Source organism: Muricauda sp. SCSIO 65647 (assembly GCF_021534965.1).
GTDB lineage: Bacteria > Bacteroidota > Bacteroidia > Flavobacteriales > Flavobacteriaceae > Flagellimonas_A.
The window spans coordinates 2,696,204-2,716,928 of record NZ_CP091037.1; the positions used below are offsets into that span (position 1 = coordinate 2,696,204).

Below are 20,725 nucleotides of genomic sequence, written 5' to 3' on the forward strand. Positions count from 1 at the left end.
CCATGAAAAATATTAAGAATATCATCATACTTGGCATATTGGTCATGTTCGCTTCATCATGTGATAAAGAGTACTTAGATCCGAATTCGACCTTAGAGCCCGATGTAGTCAATAGCACCGATAACTTGGTGGCTTTGATCAATGGTGTACAACAAAGATGGAGTACCGATAGGGCGGGCATCATTTACACCAGCACCCATTTAACCGGATTGAACACAGGTGAACTGAGATTGCTAAACCCAGGTAACCTGGGTGAGAACGAGGTATTGTTGGGAGGTGACGATATCAACGGGGGCAACGAGATCTTGAACAATATCTGGACCAATGCCATGCTCTGTAGAAAAGAGGCCACCACGGTGATCACATCTGCAGATATCGCTACTGACGATGCCACAACCGCCAATTCACTCAAGGCCTATGGATTGTTCTATAGGGCATTGGTGCATGGAACATTGATCCAGTTTTTTGAGAGTATCCCGCTTGAAATCATTGAGGATGCATCGTTTCAAGACCGTTCTACGGTATTGCAAAGTGTAATTACCGATTTGACGGAGGCCAGGGGATATGTGCAAGCCGGACTTTCTTCAGAAATTACCTCTGGGGTGTTCAGCTCTGTGGATATCGGTAACTCAATCGATGCCATGCTGGCTCGGTTCCATTTAATGGCGGGCAATTATACCGAGGCCATTTCGGCCGCCGATGCGGTTGATCTTTCTGTACAATCGACCTGGGAATACGATGCTTCTATTCCCAATCCGTTGGCATTTTGGTTCGGTTCCCAGAACGTAACGCAGGCAAGGGATGCCAATTTTGCCCTGCCAGCAGGTTTGGTACCTGATCCCAGTGATGAAAGAGTGCCTTTTTATGTAACGCTGCCCGACCCGGTCAACGATCCGGCCAACTATCAGCTTATTGGTTTTTGGCCAGATAACTTGATTGAAATTCCCGTATATCTGCCCGGTGAGATGTTGCTGATAAAAGCTGAGGCGTACGCAAGAAGCAATGATCTGACCAATGCTGTGACAGAATTGGATGCCGTATTGACCAAGACAGCGGCCCAAGACGCTTTTGGGGTGGGTGCAAACCTACCCGCATACGCCGGTGCTGTCGAACAGCAGGCCGTGCTCGATGAGATATACAGAAACAGAAGAATAGAGCTCTATTTGACGAGTTTAGGACTTGAAGATAGTAGAAGGTTCGGCAGGCCGGGTCCGTCAGACGCGAATCCTGAGCGAAACAGAAATTTTTATCCTTATCCCAATGCCGAAAGGGATAATAATGACAATACTCCTGCGAACCCATCCCTATAAGGAAAAAGTTCTGTAGGAAATACAGAAATAGTTTGAGTTAATTTGTTGTGCCCAGGGCAAGATATTTTTGGCTTGGGCATATTTTTTCTTAATTGGAAAATATGAAGAACAGAGTAAAGTCAGGGCTCGATGTCCTGTATGGAGACAAGGGCCTGCAAGACTCTTTTAAAGGCAATGTGGCCCTTTTGTGCCACAATGCCTCTGTTGATGGCGAGCTTGTTCATGCAACCTATAGGTTTGAAGACATTTTTGGTGAGCGGTTTGTAAAGATCTTTGGTCCACAGCACGGGTTTTCCACTGATGCCCAAGATAACATGATAGAGACCGACCATACGGTTCACCCGTATTTCAACGTTCCCGTCTATTCACTGTATTCAGAGACCCGGGTGCCCACTGATGAGATGCTTGAAGGTATTGACCACTTGTTTGTCGATATGCAAGATGTGGGTTGTCGTATGTACACTTATATCTACACCTTGACGCTATTGTTGGAAAAATGTGCCTCGAAAGATATTGAGGTCATTGTGCTCGATAGGCCCAATCCACTTAATGGAATTGATTTAGAGGGAAATCTGCTCGATATGAACTTTGCCTCTTTCATAGGGCTTCATCCCATACCGGTAAGGCATGGCATGACCATTGGTGAGGTGGCCGAAATGCACCAGAAATATTGGGTGAGCGAAAAAGCCAATATGAGGGTCATAAAAATGCAGGGATGGAGTCGCGAAATGTACTATGAAGATACAGGTTTACCTTGGTTACTGCCCTCGCCAAACATTCCTAGGATCGATAGTACCTTTACGTTTCCGGCCACTGTAGTGTTCGAAGGTACCGAATTGAGTGAAGGTAGGGGTACGACCCAGTCATTGGAAATTGTAGGAGACCCGAAAATAGAACCTTATTCCTACTATAAAAAGCACCTTTCAAAAGCCATGCGGGATACCGGTCTAAAAGGTTTTGCGTTACGGCCCATAACGTTTCTTCCTACCTTTCAAAAGCATGCCGATAGACCGTGCGGTGGATTTCAGGTTCATGTCATTGATAGAAAAACGTTCACCCCATGGAAGGTAGGGCAAGTACTCATGCGTGAACTGTACCGTCATTTGGGCGATGAATTTCAATGGAAAGAACCACCCTATGAATATGATTATGAAAACATGCCCATCGATATCATCAACGGTTCAGATCGGTTGAGGCATTGGGTTGAAAAGGATGGATCTCTCGAGGCCCTGAAGGAAATGGAACAGTACGAATCGTATATCGATGATTTCGACAGCATAAAACTGTATTGATATAGTAATCCAAGACTTTAGTTGTGAGTCCGTTATTGGTATTCTCGGTCATTATTTTCTATTTCGCCCTTTTGATGGTGATTTCATATTTCACCTCCCGTAATAGAAGTGATGAATCATTCTTTACGGGCGATAGGGAGTCACCTTGGTTTTTGGTGGCTTTTGGTATGATAGGAGCCGGACTTTCTGGGGTTACCTTTGTCTCGGTGCCCGGTATGGTGGGCAATAACTATCTCTATTTTTACCAATTTATTCTTGGTAACGTAGTAGGCTACCTTTTTATCACGTTTGTGCTCATACCTTTATATTACAAGTTGCGATTGGTGTCTATATATGGATATCTCAAAGAACGGTATGGCAAAAGATCGTACAAGACGGGATCGCTTTTTTTCTTGGTGTCGCAATCTTTTGGTGCCGCATTGCGCTTATTGCTGGCGGCCAAAATATTGCAATTTGCATTCTTTGATGCGATGAATGTTCCGTTTTTTGTCACTGTAATCATTATTTTACTACTGGTATGGCTCTATACCAATAAATCTGGGATCAAGACCATCGTTTGGACAGACACTATGCAGACCATCTTCTTGATTTTAGGAGCCATATTGACCATTACGGCCATTATGCAGTCGTTTGGTTTTACCGTTGGCGATGCAGTTCGGGAAGTGACCCAACATCGATATTTTGAGGTGTTCAACTGGGAGGGCAAATCGAGCAACAATTTTTACAAACAGTTCATAGCAGGTATTTTAATAGCCATTGCCATGATGGGTCTCGATCAGAACATGATGCAAAAAACCCTCACCTGTAAAAATCGATGGGATGCCCAAAAGAATACCCTTACCTATAGCCTAATATTGGCATTGACACAGTTTTTGTTTCTTGGGCTGGGGGTATTGCTCTATATCTATGCCGAAAACCATAACATCGTATTGCCCCGTGGTGCCGAGGGCCAATTGCTTGATACCGATACACTGTTTCCAGATCTTGCACTGAACCATTTGGGATTATTGGCAGGAATCAGTTTTTTGCTGGGTATCATAGCTGCATCATTTTCAAGTGTTGATTCTGCCCTGACGGCCCTGACCACATCGTTTACCTATGACTTTCTAGAGATTTCAAAGAAAAGTGGCGAAGAGCGAAAGAAAATAAAGAACAGGGTGTTGTTTGGCTTCTCATGCGTGGTTTTCATCATTATTATGTTGTTTTCAAGCAGTAGGGGCGATGTTATCTCGCTTATCTTCAATGTTGCCGGTTATACCTATGGACCACTCTTGGGACTCTATCTTTTTGGAATGTTCACCAAAATCGAGATTAAAGATAGATGGGTGCCCCTGATCTGTATAATGGCTCCTTCGCTTACCTATTTTATAGGGCTTTACCTAAAAAAAGAATTTGATTTTGACTTTGGGTTTGTCAGCATTGCCGTGAACGGTCTCTTGACGTTCTTGGGCTTATTACTCCTAAAAAGAAAAAAATGAAAAATAGTATTCTAGCGACCGAACAACCCTCTAAATACGATAATCTGGAAAGAATGGGTACCCGAGAACTGCTTGTGGGCATCAATCAAGAAGACCAAGCGGTACCGCTCATTGTTGAAAAGGCCATACCCATAATACAAAGGTTTGTTGATAGTACCGTTTCAAGAATGGAAAAGGGAGGGCGTTTGTTCTACATTGGAGCAGGTACCAGTGGTAGGCTGGGTGTTCTAGATGCCTCTGAATGCCCACCCACGTATGGTGTTTCCGATGATTGGGTAATCGGTCTGATTGCAGGTGGTGACATAGCGTTGAGAAAAGCAGTTGAAAATGCCGAGGATGATGCAGAACAGGCCTGGAAAGATTTGAAACAATACAATATCAACGCTATGGACACCTTGTTGGGCATAGCGGCTTCTGGCACCACCCCCTATGTCATCGGCGGATTGAAAAACGCAAGAAAAAATGGTATTGTCACAGGTTGTATTGTATGCAATGACGATTCTCCCCTTGCCGAGCAGGCAGATTTCCCCATTGAATTGGTAGTCGGTCCCGAGTTCGTGACAGGCAGCACTCGAATGAAAGCTGGTACTGCCCAAAAATTGGTACTGAACATGATTTCGACCACTGTTATGATAAAATTGGGTCGCGTAAAAGGCAATAAAATGGTCGATATGCAATTGTCGAATACCAAGCTCACAAAAAGAGGGGTCAAAATGTTGGTGGAAGAGCTTATGATCGACGAGCAACGCGCCAAACGGCTACTGGCGAAACACAAAAGTGTAAGAAAGATTATTGAGCTCTATCGAAAAGAATGACCCCCTTGGGGGGGTAAAATGCGGTGCTAGACCGCTTTTTGGATGACTTCGAACATTTTGCTACCGTCACATTTTATGGTCTTGTGCGGATATTTCAAAATAAGTGCATAGTCATGGGTGGCCATCATAATGGTACGCCCACTTTCGTTGATTTCCTGTAAGACCTTCATAACCTCGACACTGGTCTGTGGATCCAGGTTTCCCGTAGGTTCGTCGGCCAAAATGAGCTCGGGATCATTTAAGAGCGATCTCGCGATGGCGATACGCTGTTGTTCGCCACCTGAAAGTTCATGTGGAAATTTAAAGCCCTTTGTTTTCATGCCCACTTTATCGAGCACCTCTTCAATTTTTGAGTCCATTTTGACCACATCTTTCCATCCAGTGGCCTTGAGCACAAACTTAAGGTTGTTGTGCACATTACGGTCTGGCAACAGTTTGAAGTCTTGAAACACAATGCCCAATTTTCGACGCAAAAAGGGAATATCCTTTTCTTTGAGGGTCTTCAAATCATACCCTACGATATGCCCATCTCCCTGTTTAAGTGGCAAATCACCATATAAAGTTTTCATAAAGCTACTTTTTCCACTACCGGTTTTGCCGATGACATAGACAAATTCACCTTTTTTTACCTCTAGGGTGATGTTGTTCAGAATCAGGTTTTGATTCTGAAAAACAGCGACATCCTGCAATTTTAAAATGGTTTCGGGCATTTTTTTCTTTTAGGGGGTCTAAAGGTACTAAGTTCTGTTTTTTTATGGATTTTTGTTTGAACAAATCTATCCGATGTTGCCATGAAATATACTTTGGCGCGGATTTTGACGTTATGATTACATCAATCGAGAACAGCGTAGAACACTATGAATCGAAAAGTCATCCCCTTATTGACGCTTTTTTTCAGCGTTATTTTTTTGTGCCGATCCCAAGAGACACAGGTTTATTCCCATCCCAATAAAACGTACCAAGACGCTTTGGCGCTGTACAACAACCAACAGTACCAAGCGGCCCAAGTGCTATTTGAAAAGGTCAAAGCCTCTACCGATGATGGTGAAACAGAGGCCAATAGTGCTTATTACGCCGCCAACGCTGCCATTCGCCTGAACCAAAGAAGGGCTGACAAGCTGATGGAAGATTTTGTCGAGCGTTACCCGACCTCGACCAAAAGAAATTCTGCTTTTATGGATGTTGCCGAATATTATTTTGAGACGGGCAAATATCCCTATGCCTTGAAATGGTACAAAAAAGTAGACCAAACCGCCATGTCAAAAAAAGACAAAGAGCGTTTCGATTTCAACAATGGCTACGCTTACTATGCTTCGAACAATCCGAAAGAAGCGGAACGGTACTTGAGCAGGGTGGCCAATTCACCAAAATATGGCTCACAGGCCAAATACTATATGGGCTACATTGCCTATGAACAAGATGATTATGATGAGGCCAGTGCCCGATTCGACCAGATTACAGACCCAGAGTTGCGCAATGAAAAGCTGAGCTATTATCAGGCAGATCTCAATTTTAAATTGGGCAATTTTGAAGAGGCCATTGCGATGGCCGAAAAGCAACTGCCAAAATCGGACAGAAGGGAAATTTCAGAACTCCATAAGATTATCGGTGAGAGTTACTTCAATTTGGCGCAGTACGATAAGGCAATTCCCCATCTCAAACAGTATAAGGGAAAACGTGGGCGCTGGAGCAATACCGATTTTTACCTGTTGGGCTATAGCCATTACAAGCGGGGCGATTATGAAAGCGCCATTGGGCAGTTCAACAAAATTATTGGCGGGTCGAATGCCGTGGCCCAGAATGCCTACTATCATTTGGCGGAATGCTACATGAAACTCGATAAAAAGCCGGAAGCCCTGAACGCCTTCAGGAATGCCTCACAAATGAATTTCAACGCTGAAATCGAAAAGGATGCGCTTTTGAACTATGCCCGCCTCAGCTACGAAATCGGCAATGCCTATGAACCTGTGCCGCAGGTGATGATGGCCTATTTGGAAAAGTACCCTAGAGACGAACACCAAGAAGAGATTCAAGAGTTGCTTGTCGATTCATACATTACCTCCAAAAATTTTGAGGGGGCCATACAACTACTTGAAGAGAATGAATCGTACGCCAGTAAGGAAACCTATCAAAAAGTAGCATTTTACCGAGGTGTTGAACTGTTCATTGATGGTGATCATGAGCAGGCCTTAGAGCGTTTTTCGAAATCACTGAAAAAGGCGGCAAACCCCACTTTTGAGGCTCGCGCACAGTACTGGAAAGCAGAATCGGCCTATCGCCTGAACCGATTTGATGAAGCGCTTGATGGTTTTGAGAAGTTCAAAAGAAATAGTGCGGCCAGAAATACGGAAGACTACAATAATTTGGATTATAACCTTGGCTATTGTCACTTCAAATTGAAGAATTACAAAAATGCCATTGCCTACTTCAAGAATGCCGCAGAAACAGCTGCCATTGATCAAGAGCGAATAGCCGACAGCTATGTGCGCCTGGGTGACAGCCATTTTGTGACCAGTAATTATGGTCAGGCCATCTCGGCTTATGGCAAGGCTGCCAAAATGAACGGACCAGAGCGCGACTATGCAGCTTTTCAAAAGGCCCTGAGCCAAGGCTTCTTGGGCAAGAATTCAGTCAAAATCGATGAATTCAATTCGTTTTTGGAACGTTATCCAAAATCTTCCTTACGGGATGATGCCCTTTTCGAATTGGCCAACACCTATATTAAGGGTGACAATGAAACCATGGGGCTACAGACCTATGACCGGTTGATTTCCCAATTCAGTAGAAGCAAATTTGCCCCAAGGGCCATGTTACGGCAGGGGCTGGTACACTACAACGCAAATAGGGGTGAGGAAGCACTTCAAAAATTGAAGCAAGTGGTAAGGCAATATCCTGAAACACAAGAAGCCAAACAGGCCGTGGCAACCGCAAAACTGGTGTATGTCGATTTGGGTAGGGTCAGTGAATATGCTGCATGGGCCAAAAACCTTGACTTCGTTGAGGTGACCGATGCCGAGTTGGACAATGCCAGTTTTGAATCAGCTGATCGAAAATATCTTGAAGGCAACACAGAGGCAGCCATTAGGGGGTATGAAGAGTACTTGAAACAGTTCCCGAACGGCATCCAATCCCTGAAGGCCAATTTCAATTTGGCGCAGCTCTATTTTTCAAAAAACCAAAAAGACAAGGCACTTGAAAAGTTCATCAGGGTCGCCGATAGTGATAGTGGCGAATATACTGAGCAAGCATTGACCAGGGTGTCTGAAATTTTTGTGGGCCGAAAAGACTACCAAAGTGCCCTGCCATATCTCGAGCAGTTAGATAGAACGGCCGAAATTGACCAAAACAGAACCTTTGCGCAATCAAACCTGATGAAAGGCTATTATGGGCAAAAAGATTACGAAAAGACCATCGCCTATGCTGAAAAGGTATTGTCGGCTTCCAATATTGACAACCGCATTAAAAGTGATGCCCAAATCATGATCGCGCGTTCGGCCATAGAGACCGGTAACGAGCAATTGGCCGAAGCCGCTTTCTCAGAGGTAAAAAAAATAGCCGCCGGCGAAACCGCAGCGGAAGCATGGTACTATGATGCCTATTTCAAGAACAAGAACCAAGATTTTGAGGCCTCTAACATCTCGGTGCAAAAATTGGCCAAAGACTACTCAGGTTACAAAGAGTGGGGTGGCAAAGGACTCATTATCATGGCCAAAAACTATTATGAGTTGGGCGATGCTTTTCAGGCGACCTACATTTTGGAGAGCGTAATCGAGAATTTCGTCGAATTCGATGATATTATAGCAGAGGCAAGGGGCGAATTGTCCATTATCAAATCACGTGAGACCGAAAGAAATTCATCGATCGATACCAATAACAAATAAGCAATACATGCGAAAGCACATCATATCAATATCATTTATCTTTTTGAGCCTATTGGGGTGGGTTCAGGCCCAAGACACCAATGATATAGGCACCGAAACGGTAACCGTTGTAAAACCATATTCCCCCACCGTTTCGGATGCCTTTAAAATCAAATCGAGCCCGACAATCGGTGATTCTATTGTCTTACAGAAAAAACCGATTACCTATAGTATTTTTTCAGTTCCGGTCGCTTCGACCTTTACGCCTGCCAAGGCCAAGGCATCAAAAGTCAAGAAGACGCCGCCTCCGACCCTGTATAATTCATATGCTTCGATAGGGTTGGGCAATTATAACAACGCGCTGGTCGATTTTTATACCAGTAGAGAGTTCAATCGGGGCGAAAACCTGCTTGATTTTGGTTTGAGCCATTTTTCTTCAAGAGGCGATATAGAAAGCACCCCTTTAGATGCTGATTTTTACAATACTAAATTAGATGCCTCATACACCAAGAAAGATCGTGACCTTGATTGGGGGGCGAGCCTTGGGCTTCACCATCAATTGTACAATTGGTACGGAATTGAAAATGGGGAGTTTGATGAAACTACCGTCGCTTCGATCGATGAACGACAAAATTATTTCAATGCTGAGGCCAAAGCACATCTGAATTTGGAGGATTCCTTTTTCAAGAGTGGAAACATTTTGCTCAGACGTTTTTGGGATGCAGTGGAATCAGGTGAGAACCGCATAGTGGTCGAACCGACGATTGAACTTCCGATTACCGAAGAACTGGTAACCATAAATGCCAAACTCGATTATGTGGGTGGAAGTTTTTCAAATGCCGATCTCAATAACACTGTAAATACCACAGGCATAGATTACGGTCACTTTCAGGTGGGCGTGAACCCCAGCCTATTGGTGTTGCGTGATGACCTGACCCTGAATTTGGGCGCGAACCTGGTCTATGGAACCGATATTGAGAACAGCCAAGGTAATTTTTACATTTATCCGGCAGTGACAGCTTCCTATCGTCTGGTCGATGAGACAGTGATTGCCTATGGCGGAATCGAAGGCGAACTGCACCAAAACTCCTATCACGATTTAGTGGATGAAAATCCGTTTGTTTCCCCTACATTGACCATTCAGCCTACAGACCGTCAATATCAGGGTTATTTGGGATTGAAAGGACAGCTCTTTTCAAATGTAGGGTACAATGTCAAAGGTTCTTACACCGCTGAAAATAGAAAACCATTGTTTTTGTTGAATCCCGAAAACCAATTTAGGAATGATGAAAAAGGCTATTTCTATGGAAATTCTTTTCAAGTGTTCTATGACGATGTCAAAACCCTTGGCATTTTTGGCGAACTGAACATTGATGTGAACCGAAACTTCACACTGGGTATAAACGCAGAAGTGTATGATTATGACACAGAGACCGATAACCCTGCTTGGAACCTGCCCAATTTAAAAGGTTCCCTCTTTATGGATTATCAGATTACCGACCAATGGTTTCTGGGTGCGAACTTGTTCTTTGTGGGTGAACGCGAAGATTTGGTGGCACAGGCAGTCGAGAATGTTGCACCCTCAGAATTTCCTTCGGCCATCGTGACGTTGGATTCGTTTTTTGATGCCAATGCCCATTTGGGCTACCGCTTTAATGAACAGCTTTCGATTTTTGCCAAGGCTTCAAACATTGCCAACAACAACTACCAACGTTGGGCAAATTTTAGGGTACAAGGCTTTCAGGTGTTGGCTGGGGCTTCTTATAAATTCGATTTTTAGAAAAAGGCCGAACAACACCTTTTTTGGTCACTTCATCGTAAAAGACGGGCATTTTTTCACGAACTTGCCCCATAGCTCTATTTTTAAGGTTGCAACAACCTAATAACCAATACAATGGATCTTTTACCCGATATTCTTGCACACGGCGAGCCCATCACTACTTTGACAGACATTGATCCAAAAACCTTTAAAAAAGAATTTTTTAATAAAAAAAAGCCGGTGCTTCTCAAGGGATTTGCCAAAAAATGGCCAGCCTTTCACAAGTGGAATTTCGATTTTTTTGCAAATCTTCAAATTGAAGATCAAATCGATATGGAAGTAGGCAATGTGCTCAACAAAGATACGGTGCTTACCGAGCGAAAAATCAAGGATTTTTTGGAGGACGTAAGGGACAATAAAGACAAAGGGACCGATGATAAAACATACTTGACAGCCTATCAGATTTTTGAGGAGTTTCCAGAGTTGCTCAATGATGTTGATTTTTCATATTTGACCGACAACACCGTTGATGATGTGCCCGCTGTTTGGATCGGCCCTAAAGGAACGATTACAGGGTTGCATTCAGATGACCACAATAATATGCTGGCCCAAATCGTAGGGCGAAAGATAATGATCGTGGCATCGCCTAAATTCAAGCAAAATTTTTATCCAAGCCCAAAATTTGATTATGGAGCTGTTTTGAGCAGAGTAGATCTCAACAATTTTGATGAGGAAAAGTTTCCCGCATTCAGGGAGATAGAGTTTTTCATAGTTGAGCTAGAGCCTGGTGATGTACTCTATAACCCTAAGGGGTGGTGGCACTATGTCAAGTCGTTGGAACCTTCTATCAGTACCAATACCTTTGCATACACAAGAGGTGATATGGTTTTTTTGCGGCCTGTCGAGTGGTTGAAAATAACATTGCACCATCGTGGTCTTTATAAAGCCAACAACTGCACCTGTCACGCTGTTGTCAATGGTGTACGGGTGGCAAAGTGACCGATTTTAGGTAACGTAAGGTCAGTGGCCCATTTCTTATGAGACAGCCTACCTTAAATAGCGCTCTTTTTTTTGTGGTCGGGTTCAGTTTTGCACAGAACCTGGTCAAGAACCCCAGTTTTGAAGATTTTGTTGAATGCCCAAATGCCTTGGGCACATTCAATGAGCATGTTCACCATTGGGGCACACCGACAGCAGGTACTACCGACTACTTCAACAGTTGTAGTAAGGTTATGGGAGCACCTGAAAATTTCAATGGCATACAGCATCCTAAGTTTGGCAACGCTTATGCAGGGCTCTATTTTTTTGCGCCGGCTGACTATCGCGAATATGTGCAAGTAGAGCTATCTAGACCTCTCAGAAAAGACAAGACCTATCATTTGAAATTTCATATCAGTTTGGCCGAGGGCTCTGATTTTGCGGTTAAGGATTTTGGGGTGCTGTTCTCTTACCTTCCCATTGACATTGCAACAAAGAAAAACCTATCAAAGGGACGGCTTTACAAAATGAAGAACAACAAAATGCATTCCTTTGAAATCAATCACCCCGAATTTCACCAAAACAAGACCGATTGGCTTGAGGTCAATGCGCAATTTATTGCCAAAGGTTTTGAACGTTATTTGATTTTAGGCAATCTTCGTGAAAATGCCGCGACCCGTAGGATCAAAACCAAGCGGCGTGAAACAAAAAAAGGCGCCTACTATTATATTGACATGGTTGCCATTTCATCAAGCGAGAATGAAATGGAACGACAAGCTTTTGATATTGATTCAACGTACGCCTTTAAAAACGTACATTTTGAATTTGATAGTTTTCAATTGAACGCAAAGGCAAAAACGGAACTTGACCAAATTTTTGGTTATTTGAACAAAAACCCAGATTTCGAGATCGAAATACGCGCCCATACCGATAGTAGGGGGGGTACAGCATACAATAAAAGACTTTCAGAGAGCAGGGCCAAATCAATAGTCTCTTATTTGTTAGATCTTGGCCTATCAAAGACCCGGGTGTTTTCAAAAGGATTTGGCAGTAGCAAGCCAATTGCCGATAATGCGACCGAAGAAGGCCGTCAAAAGAACCGCAGGGCCGAGTTTGAGTTCAAAAAAGAGCATGATTGATCAGCACCATTTCTTTTTAATGGTTCGCAACAAAAAATTGCTTCTGGGCAATAAATCCGGTAAAAATTTGTTGTTCTGAATAATAACTGACTACAAAAAGCACTTTTAGAACACGAGTGTTTAGTGTCGCATCTAAACATGATGGTTCGGGAAATTCAGATTTTTTCGGTCATTTTATTTTTTATCCAGGTTTTTTGTGCCCATGCACAAAATTTGGTCATCAACGGTGGATTTGAACAGTATATTTCTTGCCCACAAGAGATGAGCAATCTTTCCAAAGATGTTAAGAGCATCACCGCCCCAACCAAAGGTACGACTGACTATTTTAACAAATGTGGCTCATTGGAGATGGGCGTACCCAAGAACTTTAAAGGTGAGCAAAAAGCATTTGAAGGTGATGCCTATGCGGGCCTTCATTTCTATGCACCGAACGAATATCGAGAATATCTACAGTTTGAATTCAAAGAGCCCCTAAAGAAAGGAAAACTGTACCGAGTTTCAATAAGGGTAAGCTTGGCGGAAGAATCTGTGGTGGCCATGCAAGAAATGTCGGCATTGTTTGTATCCGGTTCTTTTAAAGCCGAGATCAACCAGAATTTATCACCCCGAAGAATGGAAAGATTCAATGTAGAAAAATATTCCTATGTCAAACTCGAGACAAAAGATGTGTTGTTTGACAGTGAAAACTGGGCAGAAGTGACCAGTGAGTTTGTTGCCAAAGGCTACGAAAAGTATATGGTCATAGGTAATTTCAAGAACAACAAAACCTCTCGAAAAATTAGGCTCGAGGTAGAAGAGAACAAACCGGTAGAGATGTCATATTACTTCATAGATGAGGTTTCGGTCACCTATCTAAGGGATGCGCAGTATGAACTTGACAAACCATTTGTATTGAACCAACTACTATTCGAATTTGATGAATTTAATTTGACCGAAGAGGGAAAAAGAGATATCAGAAAAATTTACAGCCACTTGAGGAAGCATCCTAAACTTAAACTGACCATCAATGGGCATACTGATGATTTGGGCACTGATCCCTACAACAAGTATCTTTCTTCGCGAAGGGCTTGGACGGTAGCAAAATACCTACATGAACTGGGTCTCGACAAGAAACGCATTTCTTGGGAGGGTCACGGTGAAAACATGCCCGCTATCAAAGATATTACAGAGAAGGGCAGAGAGAAGAACAGAAGGGTCGAGTTTGTGATGACCGAATTTGAAGATGATCATTAATTGAATTTTAATTTTTCATTTTGCGACATATTCATACTTTCGTGGTATTGAAAAAAGTAACCAAACAAATTATCTTGAAAATCTTTGGGCAAACTCAAATCCATTTTGTTGATCGATGACGATGAAGTCACGAACTATGTGAATTCCATCCTTTTTAAAAAAGCAGATTGCTGTGAAAAACTCGAGATTTGTCAAGACGGACAAGCAGCACTGAATTTCCTCAATAATTGTATAGCACAGAGAACCCATTTTCCAGAAATCATTTTATTGGATATCAACATGCCCAAAATGTCGGGTTGGGAGTTTATAGATGAATATATTAAAATCGAAAAAGCCTATAGACAAAATACCGCCGTGGTTATGTTGACCACATCGTTAAACGTAAAAGATGAGGTGTTTTTACAACATTACGAAGAAGTAAGGGCATTTTGCCATAAACCCTTATCTGTCGGGCAGATCAATGGTTTGGTAAGGGCCTACTCGTGATACATTTTATTTCTTGACGACTTTTCTTCGGCAAACCGTTCAAAAGCCTATTTTTATTGGAAATTAGTGTTGCTATGCGAATTCTTGTTTCCCTTTCCCTTGTTTTCTTAATGCTATCGTGCAGTACCCGCGAACCTGTTGAACTTATAGTTCACAATGCCAATGTCTATACGGTCGACAGCGTTTTTTCAAAAGCCACGGCTTTTGCCGTGAACGATGGTACATTTGTGGCGGTTGGGTCAAATGATGCCATTGTAAAAAAATATACTTCGAAAAATATGTTGGATGCCAATGGCAAGACCATTGTACCTGGTTTGATCGATGCACATTGTCACTTTTATGGCCTTGGCCTTAACCAACAGGTGGTTGATTTGGTAGGCACCAAAAGCTTTGATGAGGTCGTACAAAGGGTACTTGATTTTCGCAATGAAAACCCTGACGCAGAAGTCATCAGTGGTCGTGGATGGGATCAAAACGATTGGGAGGTCAAGGAATTCCCCACCAGTCTACAGCTCGACAAATTATTTGCAAATACCCCTGTAGTGCTCGAAAGAGTCGATGGCCACGCCTATTTGGTCAACCAAAAGGCTCTTGATATGGCCGGTATCACCAACGAAACCAAAGTTGAGGGAGGTGAAATCGTAAGGGAAAGCAGTGGCCACGCAACGGGTGTTTTGATTGACGCCCCAATGGCTTTGGTCGATGCCGTACTGCCAAAACCCGATGTGAATACCAGTGCCAGGGCATTAAAGGATGCAGAGCGTATCTGCTTTGATTATGGCTTGACCACCGTTAACGATGCGGGGCTGGGCCGTTCCACAATTGAATTGATCGATAGTTTGCAAAAAATGGGTGAATTGAAAATGCGTGTCTATGCCATGGTGAGCAACTCAGAAGAAAACCTCGATCACTTCTTGAACAAGGGTATAGTCAAGACCGATAAACTCAATGTTCGGTCTGTAAAAGTGTACGGTGATGGGGCATTGGGTTCTCGTGGCGCGGCATTGCGTGCACCGTATAGCGATAAGCCTGGTCATTTTGGGGCCATGGTCACGCCAGTAGAAAAAATTGGGGAGCTTGCAGAACGTATTGCTGCTTCTCAATACCAAATGAATACGCACGCCATAGGCGATTCTGCCAATATTGTCATTTTGAAAGCCTATCGGAACGCTTTGCAGGGAAAGGATGACCGTCGCTGGAAGATTGAACATGCACAAGTCATTTCAATTGAAGACTTTGATTATTTTGAGGGAGGAATCATTCCCTCTGTGCAACCCACACATGCGACCAGTGACATGTACTGGGCCGAAGATCGATTGGGGCCTGAAAGGGTAAAAGGGGCCTATGCCTTCAAGACCTTATTGGACAAAGCGGGAACAGTTGCCCTAGGCACTGATTTTCCGGTGGAGCGGGTGAGTCCATTCTTGACCTTTTATGCCGCAGTGGCGAGAAAAGATTTGGAGCATTATCCCGAAGGTGGATTTCAGATGAAAGACGCCTTATCACGTGAAGAAACCCTGAAGGGCATGACCATTTGGGCCGCATATTCCAATTTTGAGGAACATGAAAAAGGAAGCATTGAAGCGGGCAAGTTTGCAGATTTCGTGATTTTGAGCGATGATATCATGATCGTACCCGAAGGGGAGATTCCGAACCTAAAGGCCGAACAGGTTTTTTTGGGCGGGGAAAAGGTCAAATAAAAAACCGAGGTGTAAGCCTCGGTCCATAGTATTGTTTGATGTGATCTTTTAGAATGCCATAGGAACACTTACCCTGGTTGTGCCCCAACCCATATGTAGGTTTCCGTCATCGTCAAAGGCGATTGAAAAAGCTTCGAGGTTTTCAGAACCACTACTTGCCTTAGCAGAGATACGGGCGACATCGGCATCGCTGTTATATGAATAAGCACCCCATTGGTTCAGGTTTTTATTCAAAATGACGGTCCATTCACCCTCACCGGGTATTGTGAAAAGCGAATACGTTCCGGCTTTTATCTCTTGCCCACCAATTTTTGCGTCTTTGTAAAAAGTGATTTCAGGTGCTTCATTGGCGCCGGTCCTCCAGACCTTGCCCTCTGGAGCCAATTCTGAAAGGCTACGGCCCTTTAACTGGGGCCTGCTGTAAATGATACGAACGTTCTTGTCAGCTACCCTGTAACTTGCAGGATAGGCGGCAATATCAGCAGGGCTTTTATCTAGACCGCTGAATTCTTGGGCATTGATTTCATTACTGCAGACCAGTGCGACGGTCAGCGCAAAAAACAAATAAATCTTTTTCATGATATATGTTTTGGTTAAAAGTCAAAACTAGAATCTATTCTTTTTTAAGTTTTATAAAAAGTAGTTAAAATTTTCACTTTCGATTTGATGTCTTTGAGAGTAAGAACAGAGCTATTTCTTTCAATAAGTATAATATTTTATATTTTTAATTATAAAATGTAATAATTTAATCATTATATATTTTTAATTTATAATTATAGATTCATCTTTGTACAAATATTGTTATAAAGATTAAAATATGTGCGGAATTGTTTGTGCATTTGACCTTAAGCAAGGTACCGAGGTGCTACGGCCACAATTATTGGAAATGTCAAAAAAAGTTAGGCATCGAGGCCCTGACTGGAGTGGCATTTATGCCAACGAGAAGGCCATTTTGGCCCATGAACGTTTGGCCATAGTAGACCCGGCATCGGGCAAGCAACCTTTGGTGAGTCCTGATGAAAAGTTGATTTTGGCGGCCAATGGCGAAATATATAACCATAGAGAGCTGAGAAAGCAATTCGAGGGCAAATATGATTTCAAAACCATGTCAGATTGCGAGGTCATTTTGGCATTGTACCAAGAAAAGGGTCCTGATTTCATCGACGAAATGAACGGCATCTTCGGTTTTGCCATTTACGATACAGAAAAGGACGAGTATTTTATTGCCCGTGACCATAAGGGCATTATTCCCCTGTATATCGGTTGGGACCGCAACGGAACCTTTTATGTAGCTTCAGAATTAAAAGCGCTTGAAGGTGTTTGTTCGAAGATTGAGCTTTTCCCTCCCGGTCACTACCTGCACAGTACCGACGGAGAGTTCAAGCGATGGTACCAAAGAGATTGGATGGAGTATGAGGCGGTAAAAGAGAATGAGACCAGTATTAAAGAGGTGCGAGATGCCCTTGAAGCGGCCGTGCACCGACAATTGATGTCTGATGTGCCCTACGGTGTGCTGCTTTCGGGCGGATTGGATTCTTCGGTTACTTCCGCAATAGCAAAAAAATATTCCCAAAAAAGAATTGAATCAGATGATACCAAAGATGCGTGGTGGCCCCAGTTGCACTCTTTTTCGGTAGGTTTGGAAGGTTCACCTGATCTGGCCGCCGCGCAATTGGTTGCTGACCATATAGGAACGGTTCATCACGAGATCAAGTTCACCATACAAGAAGGCCTTGATGCCATCAGGGATGTTATCTACAATTTAGAAACGTATGACATCACCACGATAAGGGCCTCTACCCCGATGTATTTGATGGCCCGTGTGATTAAGTCAATGGGTATCAAGATGGTGCTTTCGGGTGAAGGCGCTGATGAGTTGTTTGGTGGGTATCTATACTTTCATAAGGCCCCGAGTCCAAAAGATTTTCACGAAGAGACGGTTCGAAAGCTGGGCAAATTGCACATGTATGATTGCTTAAGGGCCAACAAATCCCTTGCAGCATGGGGTATTGAGGGCCGGGTACCGTTTTTGGATAAAGAATTTATCGATGTTGCCATGCGTATCAACCCCAAAGACAAAATGATCAATGGAGAACGTATGGAAAAATGGGTGGTTCGCAAGGCTTTTGAATCATATCTGCCAGAAAGTGTGGCTTGGAGACAAAAAGAACAGTTTTCTGATGGAGTGGGGTACAGTTGGATCGACACCTTGAAAGAATTGGTCGAAAGTGAAATTTCTGATGAACAAATGAAGAATGCCCATTTCAAGTTTCCGATACAGACCCCGGCCACTAAAGAAGAATATTATTATCGATCTATATTCGAAGATCATTTTCCATCAGATGCTGCTGCGCTAAGTGTACCTCAAGAACCATCGGTGGCCTGTAGTACCAAAATAGCATTAGAGTGGGATGAGGCCTTCAAGAACATGAATGACCCATCAGGTAGGGCGGTTGCCAAAGTGCACGAAGACGCCTATGTAAAATAAAGCTTGTTTTCATTTTTAGGGAATAGGCCTGTATTTTTTAATTCATTTGAATTAGTCCGTGACCCCGCCATTTTAGGCGGGGTTTTCGTTTTACAATGTATGTTTTCGCCTGTATAATTTTCCACACTGTTTTGTTGATAACTTAGAGGTATCAAAGTGCCACAAACCCCTAATTTCACTGGGTATTCCTTATATTTGTAGGATTTTTAAATTTGAGAACGAACAAGCGAGATTTATGAGCGAAGAAGTCAAAGAAAAACAATATTCTGCCGATAGTATTCAGGCACTCGAGGGTATGGAACACGTGCGTATGCGTCCCTCGATGTACATTGGCGATATCAGTACCCGGGGCTTGCACCATTTGGTTTATGAAGTGGTCGATAATTCGATTGATGAGGCTTTGGCCGGGCATTGTGATACTATCTCGGTCATCATAAATGAAGACAACTCAATTACTGTTGAAGATAACGGTAGGGGCATCCCAGTCGGTCTGCACAAAAAAGAGGGGGTTTCCGCCCTTGAGGTGGTCATGACCAAGATCGGGGCCGGAGGTAAGTTTGATAAAGACTCCTACAAAGTTTCGGGTGGCTTGCACGGTGTGGGGGTTTCGGTAGTGAATGCACTTTCTGAAAAACTGAAGGCTACGGTCCATCGCGAGGGCAAGGTTTGGGAGCAAGAATATGAAAGGGGCAAGACGTTGTATCCTGTAAAAAGCGTTGGTAACAGCAAAGAAACAGGTACGATCATCACCTTTCATCCAGATAATCAAATTTTCACCCAGACTACAGAATACAGTTATGACACCCTGGCCAACAGAATGCGTGAATTGGCCTATTTGAACAAAGGGGTGACCATTACACTGAGCGATCGGCGAAATAAAGATGAAAAAGGTGAGTTTTTGGGCGAGAAGTTCTATTCTGAGGAAGGTCTAAAAGAATTCATCAAATTTTTAGATGGTAACCGTGAGTCTTTGATACAAAATGTCATAGCCATGGAAGGGGAAAAAAATGGCATTCCCGTTGAGGTGGCCATGGTCTACAACACCGGTTTTACCGAGAACCTCCACTCGTACGTGAACAATATCAACACCCATGAGGGGGGTACGCACCTTTCTGGATTTAGAAGAGGTCTGACCACCACTTTGAAGAAGTACGCCGATAATTCGGGCATGCTTGACAAACTGAAGTTCGAGGTTTCTGGTGATGATTTCCGTGAGGGATTAACGGCAATCGTATCGGTCAAAGTGGCCGAGCCACAATTTGAGGGTCAAACAAAGACGAAATTGGGCAATAGAGAGGTTTCTAGTGCGGTTAGCCAAGCGGTTTCTGAGATGTTGACCAATTATTTGGAAGAACACCCCGATGATGCCAAAAGTGTGGTGCAAAAGGTGATTTTGGCGGCTCAGGCAAGACATGCGGCACAAAAGGCCCGTGAAATGGTACAGCGCAAGAACCCCATGACAGGTGGTGGACTCCCAGGGAAGCTTTCTGACTGTTCAGACCAAGACCCCGAAAACTGCGAATTGTTTTTGGTTGAGGGTGATTCGGCAGGAGGTACCGCCAAACAGGGCCGTGACCGGAATTTTCAGGCCATTTTACCCCTGCGTGGTAAAATTTTGAACGTAGAAAAGGCCATGCAGCACAAGGTCTTTGAAAATGAGGAAATCAGAAATATTTATACCGCTTTGGGGGTGACCATAGGAACAGAAGAAGATAGCAAGGCCTTGAACCTCGAGAAATTGCGCTATTACAAGGTAATCATCATGTGCGATGCCGATGTTGATGGTAGCCATATCGAGACCTTGATACTTACCTTCTTTTTCCGCTATATGCGTGAACTGATCGAAGCTGGTCATGTGTACATTGCCACACCGCCTTTGTACCTTGTCAAAAAGGGAACCAAAAAGCGTTATGCATGGAATGATAAGGAACGTGACGAAATTATCGAATCAATGGGTGGTGGTGCGAGCATTCAACGTTATAAAGGTCTTGGTGAAATGAACGCCGAACAGTTGTGGGATACCACTATGAACCCTGAATTCAGGACTTTGCGCCAAGTCAGTATTGAAAATGCGACCGAATCAGACCGCATTTTCTCAATGTTGATGGGTGATGAAGTGCCACCAAGGCGAGAGTTTATCGAGAAAAATGCCGTTTATGCGAACATTGATGCATAAATAACGATAGT

At 43.4% G+C, this 20,725-nt stretch carries 15 protein-coding genes; 13 read left to right on the plus strand and 2 right to left on the minus strand.

The genetic code is table 11. The features are described 5' to 3' along the window. The first annotated feature begins 2 nt into the window (after positions 1 to 2). From L0P89_RS11995 to murQ, 4 genes are all read left to right on the plus strand, one after another. The gene (locus tag L0P89_RS11995; RefSeq protein WP_235265335.1) at positions 3 to 1,310 is read left to right on the plus strand and encodes a RagB/SusD family nutrient uptake outer membrane protein; all 1,308 of its coding nucleotides are present in this window, start codon (positions 3 to 5) and stop codon (positions 1,308 to 1,310) included. A 101-nt stretch (positions 1,311 to 1,411) separates the two neighbouring features. Next, complete coding sequence (locus tag L0P89_RS12000) at positions 1,412 to 2,602, plus strand: exo-beta-N-acetylmuramidase NamZ domain-containing protein (RefSeq protein ID WP_235265336.1); 1,191 nt, start codon at positions 1,412 to 1,414, stop codon at positions 2,600 to 2,602. A gap of 23 nt (positions 2,603 to 2,625) precedes the next feature. After that, positions 2,626 to 4,080, plus strand: a complete 1,455-nt coding sequence (locus L0P89_RS12005; protein ID WP_235265337.1) for a sodium:solute symporter — start codon at positions 2,626 to 2,628, stop codon at positions 4,078 to 4,080. Further along, positions 4,077 to 4,895, plus strand: coding sequence for an N-acetylmuramic acid 6-phosphate etherase (murQ, locus tag L0P89_RS12010; RefSeq protein WP_235265338.1), 819 nt, complete (start codon positions 4,077 to 4,079; stop codon positions 4,893 to 4,895). Before L0P89_RS12005 ends, murQ begins: the two co-directional genes overlap by 4 nt. Before the next feature lie 26 nt (positions 4,896 to 4,921). Here murQ and L0P89_RS12015 read toward each other — a convergent pair whose 3' ends face one another. Then, on the minus strand, positions 4,922 to 5,605 hold the full coding sequence (locus L0P89_RS12015; RefSeq protein ID WP_235265339.1) for a cell division ATP-binding protein FtsE: 684 nt from the start codon (positions 5,603 to 5,605) through the stop codon (positions 4,922 to 4,924). Between the two features lie 147 nt (positions 5,606 to 5,752). On the opposite strand from L0P89_RS12015, the gene L0P89_RS12020 reads away from it, so the two are divergent. From L0P89_RS12020 to L0P89_RS12050, 7 genes are all read left to right on the plus strand, one after another. Further along, entirely contained in the window at positions 5,753 to 8,776 is a 3,024-nt protein-coding gene (locus tag L0P89_RS12020) for a tetratricopeptide repeat protein (RefSeq protein WP_235265340.1), read from the plus strand. Positions 8,777 to 8,783: 7 nt separating this feature from the next. Next, positions 8,784 to 10,535: a TonB-dependent receptor gene (locus L0P89_RS12025; RefSeq protein ID WP_235265341.1), complete on the plus strand. Its 1,752-nt coding sequence runs from the start codon at positions 8,784 to 8,786 to the stop codon at positions 10,533 to 10,535. Between the two features lie 114 nt (positions 10,536 to 10,649). Next, entirely contained in the window at positions 10,650 to 11,513 is an 864-nt protein-coding gene (locus tag L0P89_RS12030; protein ID WP_235265342.1) for a cupin-like domain-containing protein, read from the plus strand. A 38-nt stretch (positions 11,514 to 11,551) separates the two neighbouring features. Then, positions 11,552 to 12,631, plus strand: coding sequence for an OmpA family protein (locus L0P89_RS12035; RefSeq protein WP_235265343.1), 1,080 nt, complete (start codon positions 11,552 to 11,554; stop codon positions 12,629 to 12,631). 138 nt (positions 12,632 to 12,769) lie between these two features. Further along, entirely contained in the window at positions 12,770 to 13,864 is a 1,095-nt protein-coding gene (locus L0P89_RS12040; RefSeq protein WP_235265344.1) for an OmpA family protein, read from the plus strand. 84 nt (positions 13,865 to 13,948) lie between these two features. Beyond that, positions 13,949 to 14,350, plus strand: coding sequence for a response regulator (locus tag L0P89_RS12045; protein ID WP_235265345.1), 402 nt, complete (start codon positions 13,949 to 13,951; stop codon positions 14,348 to 14,350). A gap of 74 nt (positions 14,351 to 14,424) precedes the next feature. Beyond that, the gene (locus L0P89_RS12050; protein ID WP_235265346.1) at positions 14,425 to 16,050 is read left to right on the plus strand and encodes an amidohydrolase; all 1,626 of its coding nucleotides are present in this window, start codon (positions 14,425 to 14,427) and stop codon (positions 16,048 to 16,050) included. A 48-nt stretch (positions 16,051 to 16,098) separates the two neighbouring features. Here L0P89_RS12050 and L0P89_RS12055 read toward each other — a convergent pair whose 3' ends face one another. Then, positions 16,099 to 16,629, minus strand: a complete 531-nt coding sequence (locus L0P89_RS12055) for a DUF2911 domain-containing protein (protein WP_235265347.1) — start codon at positions 16,627 to 16,629, stop codon at positions 16,099 to 16,101. Between the two features lie 238 nt (positions 16,630 to 16,867). Here L0P89_RS12055 and asnB point away from each other — a divergent pair, with 238 nt between their 5' ends. Both asnB and gyrB read left to right on the plus strand, forming a co-directional pair. Next, positions 16,868 to 18,538 carry an asparagine synthase B gene (asnB, locus tag L0P89_RS12060; protein WP_235265348.1) on the plus strand — a complete coding sequence of 557 codons (1,671 nt, stop codon included), beginning with the start codon at positions 16,868 to 16,870 and terminating at the stop codon, positions 18,536 to 18,538. Between the two features lie 235 nt (positions 18,539 to 18,773). Further along, positions 18,774 to 20,714 (plus strand): DNA topoisomerase (ATP-hydrolyzing) subunit B, encoded by a 1,941-nt coding sequence (gene gyrB / locus L0P89_RS12065; RefSeq protein ID WP_235265349.1) that lies wholly within the window; start codon positions 18,774 to 18,776, stop codon positions 20,712 to 20,714. Positions 20,715 to 20,725: the final 11 nt, after the last annotated feature.

Coding starts and splice junctions, on each gene's coding strand:
- murQ (WP_235265338.1), top strand. CDS start 4,077: ATGAAAAATAGTATTCTAGCGACCGAACAACCCTCTAAATACGATAAT.
- asnB (WP_235265348.1), top strand. CDS start 16,868: ATGTGCGGAATTGTTTGTGCATTTGACCTTAAGCAAGGTACCGAGGTG.
- L0P89_RS12000 (WP_235265336.1), top strand. CDS start 1,412: ATGAAGAACAGAGTAAAGTCAGGGCTCGATGTCCTGTATGGAGACAAG.
- L0P89_RS12050 (WP_235265346.1), top strand. CDS start 14,425: ATGCGAATTCTTGTTTCCCTTTCCCTTGTTTTCTTAATGCTATCGTGC.
- L0P89_RS12055 (WP_235265347.1), bottom strand. CDS start 16,629: ATGAAAAAGATTTATTTGTTTTTTGCGCTGACCGTCGCACTGGTCTGC.
- L0P89_RS12020 (WP_235265340.1), top strand. CDS start 5,753: ATGAATCGAAAAGTCATCCCCTTATTGACGCTTTTTTTCAGCGTTATT.
- L0P89_RS12025 (WP_235265341.1), top strand. CDS start 8,784: ATGCGAAAGCACATCATATCAATATCATTTATCTTTTTGAGCCTATTG.
- gyrB (WP_235265349.1), top strand. CDS start 18,774: ATGAGCGAAGAAGTCAAAGAAAAACAATATTCTGCCGATAGTATTCAG.
- L0P89_RS11995 (WP_235265335.1), top strand. CDS start 3: ATGAAAAATATTAAGAATATCATCATACTTGGCATATTGGTCATGTTC.
- L0P89_RS12030 (WP_235265342.1), top strand. CDS start 10,650: ATGGATCTTTTACCCGATATTCTTGCACACGGCGAGCCCATCACTACT.
- L0P89_RS12040 (WP_235265344.1), top strand. CDS start 12,770: ATGATGGTTCGGGAAATTCAGATTTTTTCGGTCATTTTATTTTTTATC.
- L0P89_RS12035 (WP_235265343.1), top strand. CDS start 11,552: ATGAGACAGCCTACCTTAAATAGCGCTCTTTTTTTTGTGGTCGGGTTC.
- L0P89_RS12015 (WP_235265339.1), bottom strand. CDS start 5,605: ATGCCCGAAACCATTTTAAAATTGCAGGATGTCGCTGTTTTTCAGAAT.